Genomic DNA, 16,618 nt, shown 5'->3' on the forward strand with positions numbered 1-16,618 from the left:
GGCGGGAGACTCTCCTCGCCACGATGGGAAGAGAGCTCTTGAAAAGACCCTTGGGCCCAACGTTTGTTTCTTAAGAGAGCGATAGCGCCGCTCCCTGGAGGTCAAGAGCTGTGAGCCTTGGCCATCGAGAGGGGCCGTGGGCGGGTCGACGGGGATCCACCGCTGGCTGCAGGGAACGCCGCTGGGATAGATTGGGAGGCCATGACCGAAGAGAGACCAGAGGGGCCACGGGGTCCGGAGCGGCAGGAGGGGGCGTTGCGGGTGTGGACGGAGTCCATCCTGGTGGCGGTGATCCTGTTGCAGTTCGTCAACGCCTTCGTGCTGCAAACCTTCTTCATCCCCAGCGGCTCCATGGAGGACACTCTCTTGGTGGGGGATCATCTCTTCGTCAACCGGTTCATCTATGGGCCGCCGGAGCCGGCAGGGCTCGGGAAATGGTTGCCCCATCGGCCGGTGCAGCGGGGGGATATCGTGGTCTTCGAGTCGGTGGAGGAGCCGGGGGTGGACGTGATCAAGCGTTGCGTAGCGGTGGCCGGGGACACGGTGGAGCTGCGTGGGCAGACCCTGCGCATCAATGGCGAGGCCATCGACGAGAGCGCCTACGCCATCTATCGCGAAGAGCCGGGGGATGCGGAGATGGATTCACGGCTGCGCTCCTTCCTCCAGCGCAAGCAGAGCTTTCCCAACACGCTGGTGCCGCCAGGGCACGTGTTCTGCCTGGGGGACAACCGCAACCACTCCAACGACTCGCGCTTCTGGGGACCCTTGCCTCTAAACCATGTCGAAGGCCGAGCCTGGCTGATCTACTGGTCTTATGGGGGCGAGGGTTATGAAAGCGAGCAGCAGGGCCTGTTGCCCCGCATCCGCCGGCTGCTGCGCACCCTGGTGGGGCTGCCCACCAAGACCCGATGGGGCCGAAGCTTCCAGGTGATCCGCTGATGGCCGAGGGGTGGTTCCGCCGAGCTGTGGGGGGCACCGGGCTATGGCTGCGGGACCTGTTGCGGGCGCTGCTGGTGGCGGTGCTGCTGGCGCTTTTTGTGCGCGTCTGGGTGCTGCAGGTCTTCGAGATCCCTACCGCCTCCATGGAGCCGGCTCTGCTGCGCGGGGATCACGTGCTGGTCAACCGCTTCATTTTCGGCCTGGGCGCTTCCGATGCTCCCGACTGGTTGCCCATGCGCCCACCGGAGCGGGGGGACGTGGTGGTCTTTCGCTTCCCGCCGGACCCGTCCCGCAACTATGTCAAGCGCGCCCTGGGGCTCCCCGGGGACGTGGTGGAGATCGTCGACAAGGAATTGCGGCTGGAAGGCGAGCCCTTGGACGAGGCGGCCTATGCGACCCATATCGATCCTCGAGTCTACAAGCGCTCCCTCTTCCTCCACGACGGATACCGCAAACGCGACAACTTTGGTCCGGTAGTGGTTCCGCCGCGGCATTATTTCGTCCTCGGTGACAACCGGGACGACTCCTATGATTCGCGTTTCTGGGGGCAGGTCTCGCGGCGTCTGCTCAAGGGGCGAGTGCTCTTGGTGCTGTGGTCGTTGGAGCCGCGCTCGCCAGCGCCGCCGCTGCCCCAGGGGGTAGCGCCGGATGGAGGCCTGCCGCCGCGAGAGGGGCCGCCGCCAGTGGGGCCGCCGCCAGTGCCGCCGCCGCCGGCAGCGCTGGATTCACCGCCCCCCGACCCTCCGCCGACGCTGGTTCAAGATCTTCGCCAGCGGATCCGATGGCTGCGGATCTTGCGGCCGGTGCGATAAGCTACCCGGGCTCCCTGGATCTAGATGGGTAGGAGGCATCAATGGTGCGTGTGCAGAGAAGAAACCGTTCGAGGGGACAGCGCGGCGAGGGCATGATTGGCTGCCTGCTATGGGCCGCCGTCCTCATCGTTGCCGTCGTCATCGCCTGGGAAGCGGTGCCGGTGAAAGTGGCCAGCGCGAGCCTCTACGACTATATGGAAGAGGTCGCCCGTTTCCCTGGCAGGAAGAGCGAAGCGCGGATCAAGAAGGACCTCATCAAGAAGGCTGCGGATCTCAATATCGAGCTGGAGCCCAAGAACGTCGAGGTCCAGAAGACCCGCGACCGGATCAAGATGAAGGTGACCTACACGGTGCCGCTGGAGTTCCCGGGATACACCTACTATTGGGACTTCGATCAGTCCATCGACCGACCGATCTTCATCTTCTGATCGGAGGCCTCGAACCGCAGGAACCGCTCGGCTGTGCCACCGCAGGCCGAGCTCCGAACGCCAGGATTCTGTGAGCCGTTTGTCCTCACTTCGCCGCCGGCTGGGGCTGCTCTATCACCAGCGCCCCGGCTGGGTGGATGTGTTGCTCTGCGGGCTCTTGCCGGGGATGCTGGCGGGGATCCAGCTCGCGGGTCTGCTGCTCTTCCTCAATCCTCACCTCGGCCGTTCTCCGGGGACCTTGGTGCCGCTGGCCTTGGTCTACGGTGGTGCCCTCGGTCTGGCCGGCCTGCTGGTACAGCTGCCGGCCACCTTCGGGCACCCCTACCGGGCCCGCCGGCTGTTGCCCTGGGGTTTGACCTTGGCATTGCTGGCGGCGGCGGTGCTCAATACGGTTCAGGCTTCTTACTATGCGTTCTACCTGGCGCCGGGGATCAACTCGCGGCTGATCAAAGCCGGGTTGGTGCTCGCCGTCACCGCCCTGGTCGCCTTCTACACCGCCCTGCTCCACAGCCTGCACCGCCGGCGCTACGGCCGGCGCAGCCGCATCGGCTTCATGCTCTTGGTCTTCGCCTCGTTCTTCGTCATGGTGGAGCGGCTGCAATCCTATGAGCTGCGCCCGGAAGCGTCCCGCACCGCTGCGGCGGCGGGAGAGCGACCCCGGCTGCGGATGGTGACGGTGGCCCTGGAGGGCGCGACCCTGGACGCCATCCTGCCCCTGGCGGAGCAAGGGCGGGTGCCGTTCCTGGCCACCATGCTGCGGGAGGGAGCCGGCGGCCGGCTGGAGACCCTGTCGCCCAATCGCCGGCCGGCGGTGTGGACGTCGTTGTTCACCGGCAAGAACCCCTACCGCCACGAGATTCTCGGCGACGCCACCTGGTCCGCGCCGATGTTGGGGGAAGACGCCCGGCTACGACTGCTGCCGGCGGGGGTGGGCTTTGAGCACTGGGGCTTGTGGGGAATGGACCGCCGGCCGGTGACCCGGGCGGCACTGCGCCCCCTGTCTTTGGCTCAGATCCTCGCCCGCCTGGGGGCGCCGGCGGCGACGGTGGGCTGGCCGCTCACTACGCCACCGGCGCCGGAGCTGCGATTCTCCCTGGCGGAGAGTTTCTTCACCCCCGCACCGACTCTGCGTAGCGCTCAGCCGCCGGACGTCACCGAGCGGGCGCGGCTGTTTCGTCCGGAACCGGCGGAGCTCGAGCCCGAGCTGGTAAAGCGCTTCGGCGGGCCGCTGCCGCCGCCCCTGCTGCAGGCGCTGGAGGGCGACGTTTGGCGCCAGGGCTTGAGCCTTTTCCTGGTGGACCAATCGCCGGAGGTCAGCGGCTTGTTCATCGCGCTGCCGGGCCTCGGAGAGGTCTCCCGCCAGACCTTCAGCGGCTATGCCGAAGTCCAATTCGAGGGCGGCGGGGACGAGGAGGCCCGGCGAGCCCACGAGCAGCTGGCGGCCTATTACGGGCAACTGGATACCTTCTTGGACGCCCTCTGGCAGCGGTTGCCGGAGCCGCGGCTGCTGGCGGTGGTGTCGCCCTACGGCGCGGACGCTCTGGGGCTCGTGCCCCGCTGGTGGCAAGGCCTGACCCAGGGCTCGACGGTGCACGGCTCGTTGGCCGGTGACAATGACGGAGTGCTGCTGCTCTACGGGGACGACATCCGTCCCGGCGCCCGCCTCGCCGACGCGCAGCTGGTGGATGTGGTGCCGACGCTGCTCTACGCCTTCGGCTATTCCATTGCCAAGGACCTGGACGGCAAGGTCCTGACCGCGGCGTTCACGGCCCGGCGCACCTCCCGCCAACCTCTCTCCGTGGTGCCGACCTACGACGCCCTGCCGATTCCGGATCAACCCTGAATCCAGCCTCCGTTGAGCGACCGGTCGCGGAATCGACTCTCCCTCGACGCTGCTCAGGAGAGCGCCGCGTCATGGCCGGCGATACGCCGCAGAAGCCCCGTCTGCCCCACGTGGTAGGCCTCGTGGAAGACGAGCTCGGCGAGGGCCGAAAGCCGGTCCGTTTCCCGACCATTGACACCGACAGCGGGGCTGGCGAGCTCGTCACGAGTCTGGGCTCCCAGCGCTTCGAGCAGAGTGGCCTGGGAGCTTTGGAAATCCGCCAGCAGCTGCTCCAGGGAGAGCACGCCGTCTCCGTCGTCGGTGATCGCCGCGCTGCCGCGAACATAGGGTTGGCGAGTGGCGGAGTCCCAGATCTCCGGCTGTTCCACTAGCTCCAGCATCCGGTTGCGGGAGACCAAGAGATGGCCCACGACCCAGTTCAGGCAGTTGCCGCCACCGGCGGGCTGCACCAGACCCTCCCGGTGGCTCAATCCTTCGAGGTTGGCGGCAAGGGCAAAGCCGTTGAACCTCAGCTGGAGGATCAGAGGAGCGGCGGGCTGGGTCAGGAACGGGGCACTGGCTTCACGGTTCATGGCGATCTCTCCGGATCGTTGGGTTCTGAGGGTCGGGGACGCGATGAGGAAGATAGTACTGCGTTCCGGTGTGGTTCTGTAGCCGGTCCTGTCCGCGGGCCGGCCTCGCTTCCTGGACCTCCATCGCGCCGGCTCGGCCGGGGCGGGCTCGTGGTAGCCTCTCCGGTCGAACCCCCGCCGCGCTCGCCGGCCTTCCACCGTAAGGAGACTCCCATGACTCGCCGACTCCGCTCTCTCCCAGGTATCCCCTGCTCGCTCTTTCTGCTCTTGGCTCTCTCCCTCTCCGCCTGTGGGCCCGAAGCATCCCAGTCCAGCGAGGAGCTGCCGACGGCGGAGGTGCCGGAGGACTTGGAGGCCAAGGCTCGGCGTCTGACCCAAGAGATGATCCTGGTGGACACTCACGTGGACGTTCCCTACCGGTTGACCGAAACGCCGGCGGATATTTCCCGGGCCACCGAGAGCGGTGACTTCGACTATCCCCGCGCCAAGGCCGGCGGTCTCGACGCTCCGTTCATGTCCATCTACGTACCCGCTAGCTATCAGAAGACCGGCGGCGCCAAAGAGGTGGCGGACGAGCTCATCGACATGGTGGAGGGCTTCGTCACCGACGCTCCGGACAAATTTGCCCTCGCCACGTCGCCGGCAGCGGTGCGGGAGAACTCCCGAGCGGGAAAGATCTCTCTGCCCCTGGGCATCGAGAACGGCGCGCCGGTGGAGGACGACCTGGCCAATCTCCAGCATTTCTATGACCGCGGCGTCCGCTACATCACCCTCGCCCACTCGGAGAACAACCAGATCTGCGATTCCTCCTACAGCACCGAGCGGCAGTGGAATGGGCTCAGCCCCTTCGGCCGTGAGGTGGTGGCGGAGATGAACCGGCTGGGGATCATGGTGGACATCTCCCACGTCTCCGACGAGACCTTCTACCAGGTGATGGAGCTCAGCCAGGCGCCGGTCATTGCTTCCCACTCCTCCTGCCGCAAATTCACCCCCGGCTTCGAGCGCAACATGGACGACGACATGATCCGGCTGCTGGCGGAAAAGGGCGGGGTCATCCACATCAACTTCGGCTCGGCCTTCATCTCCGAGACCACCAACCGCCAGAGTCAGGAGGTCTGGGCGAAGGTGGGGGCCTTCATGGAGGAGCACGGTCTCGATCGCGGGGCGCCGGAGGTGCAGGAGTTCATCGAGACCTATCGCCGCGAGAACCCCATACAGCTGGCGACGGTGGAGGACGTGGCGGATCACATCGATCACGTGGTGGAGATCGCCGGCATCGACGCCGTGGGCATCGGCTCCGACTATGACGGCGTCGGACCGACGCTGCCGGAGGGGCTGAAAGACGTGTCCCAATACCCCAACCTCGTGCGGGTGCTGTTGGAGCGGGGCTATTCGGAGGAGGATTTGGGCAAGCTCCTCGGCGGCAACTCGCTACGGGTGTGGGAGCAGGTGGAGGCCAAGGCGAAGGAGCTGCAGGGGGCGAATGCGGAATCTCCGTCCGCGGGGTAGAATTCTCCAGAGACGGTACCAACAGCCTAGATGAGGAGAAAGCGCTATGAAGAGCGTAATGAAGTGGACCCTGACCTTCTTGATCGTGCTCGCGGGGCTACCCGGCCTGGCTCAGGACGCAGCCCCGGAAGGCGCCATGGAAGGGCAGGGCATGCCCGGCATGAGCGAGGAGCAGATGGAGATGATGGCGGCCATGCAGGCAGCCATGACGCCGGGCGAGCCCCATGAGATGCTGGCGGAGAGCGCGGGGTCCTGGAAGCTGACCTTCGAGCTCTGGATGGCTCCCGGAACCGAGCCCATGATCAACGAAGGCACCGCCGAGCGCACCATGACCCTCGGCGGCCGAGTGCTGGAAGAGAAGGTCAGCGCCTCGATGATGGGCATGCCCATGGAGGGCCTGGGCCGCACCGGCTACAACAACGTCACCGACACCTGGTGGAGCACCTGGACCGACAATATGAGCACCGGGCTGGTCACCATGACCGGCACCTGGGACGCGGAGAAGCAAGAGATGGTCTTCGAGGGCGAGGTGCCCAGCCCCATGGACGGCGAGATGCGCACCATGAGAATCGTCAGCCACCACGAGGGTGCCGACAAAGAGATCGCTGAATTCTTCGAGCCCGGTCCCGACGGTGAGATGCACCGCACCATGAGAATCGTCTACGAGCGCCAGTAGTCTCGGCAGCTTCAGCGGCTCCGGAAGCTCCGGAGCGATCCACGGCCGGCCTTGGGGAGTAGACCTCCTAGGGCCGGCCGAGGTGTTTCTGCCGCCGGCTACGAGCGCTGACCCCGCAGCCGGGGCAGCGCGGCCCGCACCGCGTCGGGGGTCAAGCCCAAGAGCTCCGCCCGCTGCACGAGGATCTCGAGATCCAGCGGATAGAGATTGAGTCGTTGGGGGTCTCCCAGCCCGGCAACATCCCGGGGCGCGATGGCGTCCAGCAGCCACGAGCGGAAGCTCTCGTCGCCGGGGCCACTTCCAAGGCGTTCCCAGGCTCGTTCCGGGAGCCCCGAGAGCACCGGATCCTCCGCTCCCAGGAAGACCTCCCAGGCTGGCCGGGGCAGGTCCGGCACCAGCCGCTGCCGGGATTCGGCGAAGCTGGCGGCGGCGAAGTAGAGGAAGGTGACGGCGGTGAAGGCCTCGAAGTCCGGCAGGGCGGCGTAGGCGGCGCGCACCAGCGCTTCGATGTGGTCCGCCTCGCGATGGAGCAGACGCCCGTACTCCCGCCCGTCCCCCTCGCCGGCCAGCATCTTCGGCAGCAGGTCCGCCAGCCGCTCCACCGCCAGCAGGCTCCAGGCCATGCCGGTAGAGAAGAGCGGGTCCGAAAAGGCTAGGCTGTGGGGCAGCAGCACCCAGCGGTCTCCCGCTGCCGCGGATCGGCGATAGGGCAGCTGCACCACCCGCTCCAGGGGGCGGACCGTCTCGGCCGTGACGAAACTGGCGGCGAGGGTGGGGTAGCGAGCCAGCACCCGCTGCCAGATCTCCTCGGGTCTCTCTCCTTCGGCAGGCTCGCGCAGCACTAGGCCGCAGCTGGCGACGCCGTGGTCGAAGGGCAGCACGTACATCCAGCCCTCGTCGAGCAGATGATGCAACGCCGCCGCCTCGTCGGGATAGGGCCCGGGCTGGCAGCTGGCGCCGGCCTGCTGGGCCAGCGGAGGAAACGGCTTCAGGCCGCGGAAATGGCTGTAGACCAGGCTGTGGTGGCGGTCCGGCGGTACCTCCTGGACCACCCCCTGGCTCGCCAGGAAGCCGGCGCGGCCGCTACCGTCCACCACCTGGCGGGCGGTGAGGGCGAAACGGCGGCGGTGGCTCTCCCCCTGAAGGCGCAGGCCGGCGGCGGTGGGCTCGATGCCGTCGAGGGTCGTCTCCTCCCACAGCTCGACGCCGTCCCGGGCCGCCGCCAGGGCCAGGTGGGCGTCGACGTCGGCGCGTAGCCAGTGGGCGTCCGCTACCGACGTGTTGGGGCTCGCTGCCACCAGCAGCCGATGATCGTTGTCGGGGCTGTTGGCGTAGGGTACGCCGGGAGAATGGGAGTAGAAGGTAAAGCCCCGCTTGAGGCCCCGGCGCAGGTGCGGCAGGGTGCTGCGCCAGCGGCCGTAGGCGGCGAGGGCGTAGAGGTCCGGCAGCCGCCAGCGCCGGGCCAGTCGCTCCAGGGACAGGGCCGCCAGCGGGGTCGACGACTCCCCCAGGGCAAAGCGGGGATGGCTGGCCCGTTCCAACATCACCACCTGCAGACCTTGGCGCACCAGGGTCCTGGAAAGAATGGAGGCGGCGAAGCCGGAGCCCACGATGGCGACGTCGCAGCGCCGTTCGGTGCCCGGGGTGACGACGGCGGGGGCGTCAGCCATGGCTGCAATCCTCACAATGAATCGAAGCTTCCGTTCTTCCGGAGAGATTGATCCGCTCCAGCCGCTCTCGCCGCCGCGACAGGCAGGAGGGGCAGGAGGAGAAGCGTTCCAGGTCCCACAGGTCGGCGGTGACGGCGGACTCGGCGCCCTGACGGAAGGCGCCGTGGCGGATGACACCCTGACCGCTGGCGAGCTCCAGGCAGCGGTCGAGAGCCTGCTCCAGCTGCCCGAGGCTCGGCGGGTGGAACTCGCCCCGCCGGGCCAGCTCCTCCAAGGCCCCGTCGCCTCCGCGCACCGGGATGAGGGCGATGTGCTCCGCACCCTCGTCGAGGGCGAAGCGAGCGCTGGCGGCGACCCACTCCAAGTCCTCCTCCGCCGGTACGAAGGGGGCGGCCACCAACACGAAGGCGCGCCAGCCGAGCCCCCAGCTGCGTAGTCGCCGGACGGCGGCCCGCAGGTCGTCGAGGCTCGCCCCTTTGCCCAGCCGCGGTTGGGCCTCAGGGTGCACTGTCTCCACTCCCAGGGCGACCTGGAGCCGTCCCTCGACTCGCTCTCCGAAGCTGCGGCAGCGCTCCCCCACCAGTCGCGGGTGGCACTCCACCACGACCCGTGAGTCGGGCGTCCGAAGGAAGGGCTCCAACAGCCTGGCAAGAGGTTCGTCGTCTTCTTCCGGCACCGCTCGGGAATCGAAAAAGTTGGAGGCGTTGTACAGCTTGATCAGCTCCGGCAGTGGGCCGGCCCTTGCTGCCTCAGCTAACGCCAGCTCCAGCTGCCGGGGTAGCGCACCGGGAGGTGTCGGAGTGTCCAGGGTGTGGCGCCAGAGATCGCAGAAGACGCAGGTGAAGGGGCATTCGGCGCCGTGGAGAAAGACGGTGAGGGCCTCCACCGCCCGGGCCGGGAGGCCGCCGGCGGCAGGCAGGCGCTCGCTTTCGATGGTGATGGGCGGTGCCGCCCAGGGATCCACCGCCTCCTTGGGGCCTCGCAGCGAGCGCACCTGCCGGGTGGTGAGGGGAGAAGGCGCAGTCGCCCTGAGGCCGTTCCCGTCGAGTCCCGGGTTGCCGAGGCCCCTGCCCGCTACCGAGGGAGGCCTCACTGAGGGGCGTGGAGGGTCAGGAAGTGCCGACGGTAGCGGTGGGGGGAGCCGTCGAAGCGGCGGGCGACGGAGTCATCCACCGCGCCGTGCTGGAATCGCCGCTTGGCGAAGATCGGCATCTCCATGCCCAGCACCCGCTGGACGCCCCGGCGCAGGACCTCTCCCTTGAGCCCGTAGAGCCGCTGGTGGTCGCCGCTGGATAGGGCGTCAAAGGGGATGGCTTCCGCCACGGCGATGACCGCCGGGGCGGTGAACGGGCTGAAGGTGCAAAAGCCTTCCCGCCGCGCAGGCGCCCAGCCGCGGACGCAGCCCCGGGAGAGCCCGCCGGAGTAGGTCAGGGAGTGCTTCACCGCCTGCACGCCCCAGCCTTCCTGGTAGAGCATGGAGTTGCCCACCACGCTGCGGATGGTCAGCTCGGGATTCTCCTCGATGGGGTAGTCCTTGAGGTTCTCGTCGCCGCCGTCGCCGTCCGCAAGCCAGCGCCACTGCGGATAGCGTCGGCGGATGCCCCGAACCAGCGCCAGGGCCACGGCGGCGCACTCCACGTCCAGGGGCTTGTAATCCTCGATCACCGCCACCGCCGCCAGCGGGTCCACCTCCTCCGCCGGCACCTCGACGACCTCGCCGAGCATCTCCAGGTCGGTGCGGCGCAGGAACTCCCGCGCCTGGGTCAGGTCCTCCCCGCCGCTGCCCGCCGCCAGGGTGAAGGCTTTGAGCCGCGACGGGCTTTGTCCCAGCTCGAGCAGCTGGTGATAAATCGTCAGCAGCACCGCGCCGCTGTCGGCGCCGCCGGAGAAGAGGACTCCCAGGGGCTCGTCCTCCGGCACGCTCCGCAGCCAGCCCCGCACCTGCTGCACCAGTGCTCCTACATAGCGCTCCCCGATGACGTCCAGATTCTCCGGCAGTGTGGCGGAGGGCGGGTCGAAGAAACGTCGGTGCACCGGATTGGGGTCGGGGCAGCCGATGAGCCGCAGGGTGGTGACGTGGTGGGCGGGCACCATGCGGGTGTAGGAGGGGTGGAATTGATCTCCGTAGCCCATCTCGCCGAGGGCCTCGGCGATGCGGTCGATACGGTCCGAGACCAGCAGCATGGGGCCGTCCTTCTCCTTCGCCAGGAAGAAGCGCAGCGGCCGGTCGAGGCTGCGGGCCATGACCACGTTCTCGCCATCCCGAGCCCACAGGGCGAAGGAGCCTTGGATCTCCTCGACCCCCGCGGTGCCCCCTTCCACCATCCGGCGGCGGGCCTCGTCCGGGCTCATATTCCAAATCTGTTGGCTCGCCGGATCCACCAGGTCGAGGACTCGGGCGACGGGCTTGTGGGTCTCCGATGGATGTCTCTTCATAAGGCGCAAAGATACCACCTGGAGGGCCTCAATGCAGGCTCTGGAACCCGAACCGGCGTGCTGGCTTGCCGGGTGGGTCGGTGACGTGCAGCGCACCGTGCCGAGGAGCTTTATGACAAGAGCACTTGACATAATGTCGCCGTCCATGTACATTTCTTGGTGTCAAGGAGGCGCGACTAATTGAAAAGGGAGCGCGACAGTGCCAAAACTTCAGGAGATGTCGAGATGAACCAGACCAGCAACGAATTGAGCGAGCCGCGGAAGGAGTCCTTTTGGGCCCGCTGCGACGATAGGACACCCAGAGACCGGCGTAATCTGAGATGGGTGATGTGGATCTTCTTCGGTTGGGCCGTGGCCTTCACCACCGCCAGTCAGCTGACCAAGCGCGGCGTGGTCACCGAAGGGCCGCTGGCCTGGCTGCTGGCGGCGCTCCCCTTCCTCTTCGGTGCCGGTGTCATGCTGGCCTACGCGCGCTATCTGCGCGAGACTGACGAGCTCCAGCGCTTGATCCAGCTGCAAGCTTTGGCGCTGGGCTGGGGTGGGACCTTCTTTGTCATCGGAGGCTACGAGGTGCTCGAGCGCCTGGGAGCCCCGGTGGGAGAGTTCGACGACGCGACCATGGTGATGGCGGTTTTCTACGTTCTCGGCACCGTCCTGGCCTGGAGGCGCTACCGGTGAAGAATCGCTTGAAAGTATTGCGCGCCGAGCGCGACTGGACCCAGGCCCGGCTCGCCCAAGAGTTAGAAGTCTCCCGCCAGACGGTGAACGCCATCGAGACCGGCAAATACGACCCCAGTCTCCCCCTGGCCTTCAAGATCTCCCGCGTCTTCGGCCAGCCCATCGAGGAGATCTTCCTCGACCACCAAGGCTGAGCCCTTCTCCACTTCCCCCGCCTACCTCTCTCCGCCCGAGGCCCATTGCGGCGCGCCTCGGGCGGAAGTGCGTGCAAGCAGACTTTCCTTGATGCGCCGGCTAAGAAAGTCAGCTTTCTTTTTGTCCCGGCTTATGAAAGGCTTCTTTCTTAGTCAGCGGCGTCCCTGGTGGGCGTCGCTCGCGGGAGCTCAGCATGACGCGCATCACCGAATCCTACGAGCAGACCACCACCGCGGGGGAAGAGGTGCGTGCCTTCGTGCCTTTCCCGTTGCCGCCGGCGGATCCGCCGCTGGAGCTCGCCGGTGAGATGGCGGAGGCTTTGGAGCGGGCGCGGACGGCCCTCGGGCAGCTGGAGCTGGCAGCGGATTTGGTGCCGTCGCTGGAGTGGTTTGTCTACGCTTACGTGCGCAAGGAAGCGGTGCTCTCCTCCCAGGTGGAAGGCACCCAGGCCACCCTCCTCGATCTGCTCAGCCACGAGGCGGACGCTTCCTCCGGCGGTGCCGCCGCCGACGTAGAGGAGGTCTGCAACTATCTTGAGGCTCTTGCCTACGCCCGGGATGAAATGCATCGGGAGGGTGGGCTACCGCTTTCCATGCGGCTCCTGCACCAAGCCCACCGTCGCCTGATGCGCGGCGTTCGGGGAGCCACCAAGCAGCCCGGAGAGATCCGCCGCAGCCAGAATTGGGTCGGGGGCACGCGGCCGGGGAACGCCGCCTTCGTACCGCCGCCACCCCATCTCCTGCCGGAGTTGCTGGCCCGGCTGGAGGACTACATCCACGAAGCCGATTCCTTACCGCCGCTGGTTCGCGTCGCGCTGGTGCACGTGCAATTCGAAACCCTCCATCCCTACCTCGACGGCAATGGCCGCATCGGGCGCTTGCTGATCACCCTCATGCTGGAGCAGTACCGATTGCTATCCCGCCCGCTGCTCTATCTCAGCCTGTACTTCAAGCGTCATCGCCGGGACTACTACCAGCGCCTCGACGGAGTGCGACAACGGGGAGATTGGGAGGGGTGGGTGGTCTTCTTCCTCGAAGGGGTCGCCGCCGTCGCCGAGGAGGCCACCGACACGGTGCGGCACCTGGTGGCCCGCGTCGCCGCCGATCGCATGCGAGTCCTGCAGAGCTCCTCCACGACGCTGCCGGCACTACGGCTAGTCGAGCAGCTTCCCCGGCACCCCATCGTGACCATCGCCCGGGCCGCCGAGCTGCTGGAGACCACCCGCCCCACCGCGGCCAAGGCGGTGGAGATCCTCCAGAACCTGGAGGTGTTGGTGGAAACCACCGGCGCCAAGCGGGATCGGGTTTTCTGCTATCAGCGATACGTCGACCGCCTGCGGGAAGGAACCGAGCTGGGAAGGTGAACGGCAACTCCAGCCGTGGCACCCACGGGCTGCTAGACGTGCGGGGCGGCTCTTCGGAGCCGCTGAATCATTTGAAATTCTGAGCCCCTTCGGCCATACTGAAAGATAAGTTTCTCTTTACTTTGCGCCCTGTGCTCGGCACTGGTGGTGCTGGCCGCGGGGGGAAAGGGCTCCATTGTCCAATGGGTGTCTCGATCTGCTGATCGTGGGCTCGGGTCCCGCCGGGCTGGCGGCGGCGGCGCGGGCGCGGCATCGCGGTCTCGACTACCGGCTGCTGGAGCGCGCCGAGCACCTCGCGGACACCGTCCACTCCTACCAAAAACGCAAGCACGTCATGGCGGAGCCGGCGGCGGTGCCGCTGCATCCCGGGATTCCCTTCGAGGCTGGTTCCCGGGAGGCGGTGCTGGGGGCATGGCGGGGCGCCGCCGACGACCTGGAGCTGGCCGCGGAATTCGGCCAGGAGGTCACGTCCCTGGAGCGTGGAGACGACGAGTTCACCGTCGCCACCGCTGCCGGTGGCCGCTACCGTGCCCGCCACGTGGTGCTGGCCATCGGCACCCAGGGCAACCCCCGTTCCCTCGGCGTGCCCGGAGAGGAGCTGCCCCACGTCAGTCACCGTCTGGTAGATCCGGCGGAGGTTCAGGGCGAGGACGTGGTGGTGGTGGGCGCCGGCGACTCGGCGCTGGAGGTCGCCCTCGCCCTGGTGGACCGCAACCGGGTGGCCTTGGTGGTGCGGCGGCCGGAGATCGTGCGCGCCAAAGAGGCTTTGGAGCGGGAAGCCCTGGCCCGCTCCGCCAGCGGCGACCTGACCATCCACTTTTCCACCACCGTCAGCGCTATCGGCGCCGATGAGGTGACGCTGGCGGGGGCCGAGGACGACTACCGGGTGCCCGCCCAGCGGGTCTACCTGATGCTCGGCGCGGTGCCTCCGCGGCGCTGGCTGGAAGGGTTGGGGGTGCGCTTCACCGGCGGGGGCCGCGAGGCCCGGCCGGCCCTCGACAGCAGCTACCAATCGACGGTGCCGGGGCTCTATTTGGTCGGTGCGGTCACCGGCCGGGATCTGATCAAGCTCAGCCTCAACCAGGGTTACGAGGCGGTGGAGCATTTGCTGGGCCAGCCGGTGGAGCCCGCCGACGAAGAGCTGCTCAAGGCCCGTCTGCCATGGTGGCGGGGACCGGTGAGCGAGCGGTTGGCGCAGCTGAAGGAGGAGATTCCGCTCTTCGCCGACGCCGACGAGAGCGACCTCCGGGAGCTCTTCTTGTCGGTGGAGACCCACGACCTCCCCGCCGGCGAGGTGGTGGTACGGCAGAACGATTACACCGACAGCTTCCTGATCATCGCCGATGGCGAGGTGGAGGTGCGGGTGCGCGCGGAGGGCGCGACCGAGGACCGCCACGTGGTGGATCTTTCCGCCGGCAACTTCTTCGGCGAGATGAGCCTGATCTCCAACCGCCGCCGCAACGCCACGGTGATCTCCAAGGGCTGCCGCCTCATCGAGGTGCCGCGCAAGGCGATGCTCAAGCTGCTGGCGGTGTCGCCGGCGGTGAAGGAGACGGTGGATCGCACCTTCCTGGTGCGCGCCTTCCAAGGCTATCTCTTCCCCGGCATCTCCCACGGCGAGCTGTGGTCGCTGGTGGCCCGGGCAGAGGTGGTGTCGGTGGACAAGGACCAGACCCTCTTCGAGGAGGGCGAGGAAGCGGAGGCCCTTTACCTGATTCGCAGCGGCATGGTGAAGGTCTCCAAACGCTCCGCCGACCGCGAGATCATCCTCGCCTACCTGGTGGCGGGCAACTTCTTCGGCGAGGTGGCGCTGCTGCCGGATGCCCACCGTAGCGCCAGCGTCGCCACCATCTTCCCCTGCGAGCTGATCCGCCTGCGGCGCTCCGACATCCAGCGCTTCCTCGACCAGCGGCCGCGTATGGCGGAGGAGATTCTGGCCAAGCTCGAGGAGCGTCGGGTGGCGAGCCTGGCGGCGGAGGCGACCCCCGGCGCCGGCCGCATTCTCACCGATTTGATCCGCGAGGAGGTGGTCATCGCCACCGACGCGCTGATCATCGACGAGTACAAATGCGTGCGCTGCGACAACTGCATCCACGCCTGCGAGGGCGTCCATGACGACGGCCAGGCGCGGCTCTCCCTCACCGGCATCAAGATCTACAACCTCCTCGCCCCCAATTCCTGCTGGCAGTGCGAGAACCCCCTGTGCATGCTCGACTGCCCGCCGGACGCCATCGTGCGCAACGCTCGCGGCGAGGTGCAGATCAAGAGCAATTGCATCGGCTGCGGCAACTGCGAGGCCAACTGCCCCTACGGCAATATTTTCATGGTTCATCCGCGCTCGGAGCTCGGCCCCTTCGACTGGCTGCGCCAGCTCTTCGGCTTCCCGGCGAGCACCGCGGCGGAGGCCGACGAGGGCCGCGAGGTCGCGGTGAAATGCGACCTCTGCGCCCACCTCTCCGGCGGTCCCGCTTGCGTCCGCAGCTGTCCCACCGGCGCTGCCATCCGCCTGACGCCGGATCAATACCAGCAGACCCTGGAGGATCTGGTGGTGCGCCAGGGAGAGCTCTGAGCCGTGCTTCTGACCACCCCCGAAAGCCGCCGCTGGCGCCGCCGGGCGCTGGTGATCTTGGTGATCCTTACGGCCCTCTACGTCTGGATGAGCCGCAGCGGCTATGCCCACGGCGGCTCGGTGCCGGGCCTGATCCTGGGCTTCGCCACCCTTGCTGTGATCCTGGTGCTGCTCTGGTTCGGGGTGCGCAAACGCTCCTATCGCAGCACCTTGGGCACCTTGGAAGGCTGGCTCCAGGCTCACGTCTATCTTGGGTTCTTGAGCCTGGTGGTGGCCCTCTTCCACTCCGGCTTTCGCTTTCAGGACCGCCTGGCGACGGCGACTCTCGTGGTGCTGGCGGCGGTGGTGGTGACGGGGTTTCTGGGAGCGCTGCTCTACACCACCGTGCCGCGGCTCTTGAGCGAGGTGGAGAGCAACCTCACCGTCGACCAGCTGTCGGAGCGGCTGAATCAGATCGCCGCTTCCATGGCGCGGCTGGCGGAGGGTAAATCGGCGACCTTCCGGCGGGTGCAGGTGGGGCTGGTGGAAGAGAGCCGCCCGCGGGCCATGGCCGGATGGCGAACGGTCTTCAGCCCGCCCCGGCGCCGGCGGGCAGCGGTGCCGGCGGTGGACGACGCGGCGTGGAAAAGCTTGCTGGGGCGGGTGGCGGAGGATGAACGGGAGGATCTGCGGCGGCTTCTGGTGCTCTCGCGCCAGCACAAGGAGCTCCATCAGCGGCTGACCTACCAGCAGCGCTACCGCAACCTCCTGGACGCCTGGCTATGGCTCCATCTGCCCCTGTCGCTGGTGCTGTTGGTGCTCGCCCTGGGCCATGGAGTGGCGGCCTTGTACTACCGGGGATGGGGTGTGGGATGAGGACTTCCTCGATGGCCGGAGGCCTTCATGTCAGATGCCGGCACTGTCTCTGGAAAGCCCCCGACAGGAAACC

Annotated in this window: 15 protein-coding genes; 11 read left to right on the forward strand and 4 right to left on the reverse strand. The window is 67.5% G+C overall.

Annotated elements, in window-relative coordinates; translation table 11 throughout:
• The first annotated feature begins 201 nt into the window (after nt 1-201).
• From lepB (SX243_00805) to SX243_00820, 4 genes are all read left to right on the forward strand, one after another.
• Nucleotides 202-939, forward strand: a complete 738-nt coding sequence (gene lepB / locus SX243_00805; protein ID MDY7091488.1) for a signal peptidase I — start codon at nt 202-204, stop codon at nt 937-939.
• Nucleotides 939-1,751, forward strand: coding sequence for a signal peptidase I (gene lepB / locus SX243_00810; protein MDY7091489.1), 813 nt, complete (start codon nt 939-941; stop codon nt 1,749-1,751). Before lepB (SX243_00805) ends, lepB (SX243_00810) begins: the two co-directional genes overlap by 1 nt.
• 92 nt (nt 1,752-1,843) lie before the next feature.
• Nucleotides 1,844-2,179, forward strand: a complete 336-nt coding sequence (locus SX243_00815) for a hypothetical protein (GenBank protein MDY7091490.1) — start codon at nt 1,844-1,846, stop codon at nt 2,177-2,179.
• A 70-nt stretch (nt 2,180-2,249) separates the two neighbouring features.
• Nucleotides 2,250-4,022, forward strand: coding sequence for an alkaline phosphatase family protein (locus SX243_00820; protein ID MDY7091491.1), 1,773 nt, complete (start codon nt 2,250-2,252; stop codon nt 4,020-4,022).
• Nucleotides 4,023-4,075: 53 nt separating this feature from the next.
• On the opposite strand, the gene SX243_00825 is transcribed toward SX243_00820, so the two are convergent.
• Complete coding sequence (locus tag SX243_00825) at nt 4,076-4,594, reverse strand: DinB family protein (GenBank protein ID MDY7091492.1); 519 nt, start codon at nt 4,592-4,594, stop codon at nt 4,076-4,078.
• Nucleotides 4,595-4,807: 213 nt separating this feature from the next.
• Here SX243_00825 and SX243_00830 point away from each other — a divergent pair, with 213 nt between their 5' ends.
• The gene (locus tag SX243_00830; GenBank protein MDY7091493.1) at nt 4,808-6,103 is read left to right on the forward strand and encodes a dipeptidase; all 1,296 of its coding nucleotides are present in this window, start codon (nt 4,808-4,810) and stop codon (nt 6,101-6,103) included.
• 46 nt (nt 6,104-6,149) lie between these two features.
• Nucleotides 6,150-6,779: a DUF1579 family protein gene (locus SX243_00835; GenBank protein MDY7091494.1), complete on the forward strand. Its 630-nt coding sequence runs from the start codon at nt 6,150-6,152 to the stop codon at nt 6,777-6,779.
• Between the two features lie 98 nt (nt 6,780-6,877).
• Here the strand turns inward: SX243_00835 and SX243_00840 are convergent, their stop codons facing one another.
• The 3 genes from SX243_00840 to SX243_00850 form a co-directional block, all read right to left on the reverse strand.
• The gene (locus SX243_00840; GenBank protein ID MDY7091495.1) at nt 6,878-8,449 is read right to left on the reverse strand and encodes a tryptophan 7-halogenase; all 1,572 of its coding nucleotides are present in this window, start codon (nt 8,447-8,449) and stop codon (nt 6,878-6,880) included.
• Nucleotides 8,442-9,443, reverse strand: coding sequence for a radical SAM protein (locus SX243_00845; GenBank protein ID MDY7091496.1), 1,002 nt, complete (start codon nt 9,441-9,443; stop codon nt 8,442-8,444). Before SX243_00845 ends, SX243_00840 begins: the two co-directional genes overlap by 8 nt.
• A gap of 95 nt (nt 9,444-9,538) precedes the next feature.
• Nucleotides 9,539-10,885 carry an asparagine synthase-related protein gene (locus tag SX243_00850; GenBank protein MDY7091497.1) on the reverse strand — a complete coding sequence of 449 codons (1,347 nt, stop codon included), beginning with the start codon at nt 10,883-10,885 and terminating at the stop codon, nt 9,539-9,541.
• Between the two features lie 327 nt (nt 10,886-11,212).
• On the opposite strand from SX243_00850, the gene SX243_00855 reads away from it, so the two are divergent.
• From SX243_00855 to SX243_00875, 5 genes are all read left to right on the forward strand, one after another.
• Nucleotides 11,213-11,563: a hypothetical protein gene (locus SX243_00855; protein MDY7091498.1), complete on the forward strand. Its 351-nt coding sequence runs from the start codon at nt 11,213-11,215 to the stop codon at nt 11,561-11,563.
• On the forward strand, nt 11,560-11,757 hold the full coding sequence (locus SX243_00860) for a helix-turn-helix transcriptional regulator (GenBank protein MDY7091499.1): 198 nt from the start codon (nt 11,560-11,562) through the stop codon (nt 11,755-11,757). The genes SX243_00855 and SX243_00860 overlap by 4 nt, the downstream gene beginning before the upstream one ends.
• A gap of 194 nt (nt 11,758-11,951) precedes the next feature.
• The gene (locus tag SX243_00865) at nt 11,952-13,121 is read left to right on the forward strand and encodes a Fic family protein (GenBank protein MDY7091500.1); all 1,170 of its coding nucleotides are present in this window, start codon (nt 11,952-11,954) and stop codon (nt 13,119-13,121) included.
• Nucleotides 13,122-13,296: 175 nt separating this feature from the next.
• Nucleotides 13,297-15,690: an NAD(P)-binding domain-containing protein gene (locus SX243_00870; protein ID MDY7091501.1), complete on the forward strand. Its 2,394-nt coding sequence runs from the start codon at nt 13,297-13,299 to the stop codon at nt 15,688-15,690.
• A 3-nt stretch (nt 15,691-15,693) separates the two neighbouring features.
• A complete protein-coding gene (locus tag SX243_00875; GenBank protein MDY7091502.1) occupies nt 15,694-16,545 on the forward strand; it encodes a hypothetical protein in 852 nt (283 codons plus the stop codon).
• Nucleotides 16,546-16,618: the final 73 nt, after the last annotated feature.

This window comes from Acidobacteriota bacterium (assembly GCA_034211275.1).
GTDB lineage: Bacteria > Acidobacteriota > Thermoanaerobaculia > Multivoradales > JAHZIX01 > JAGQSE01.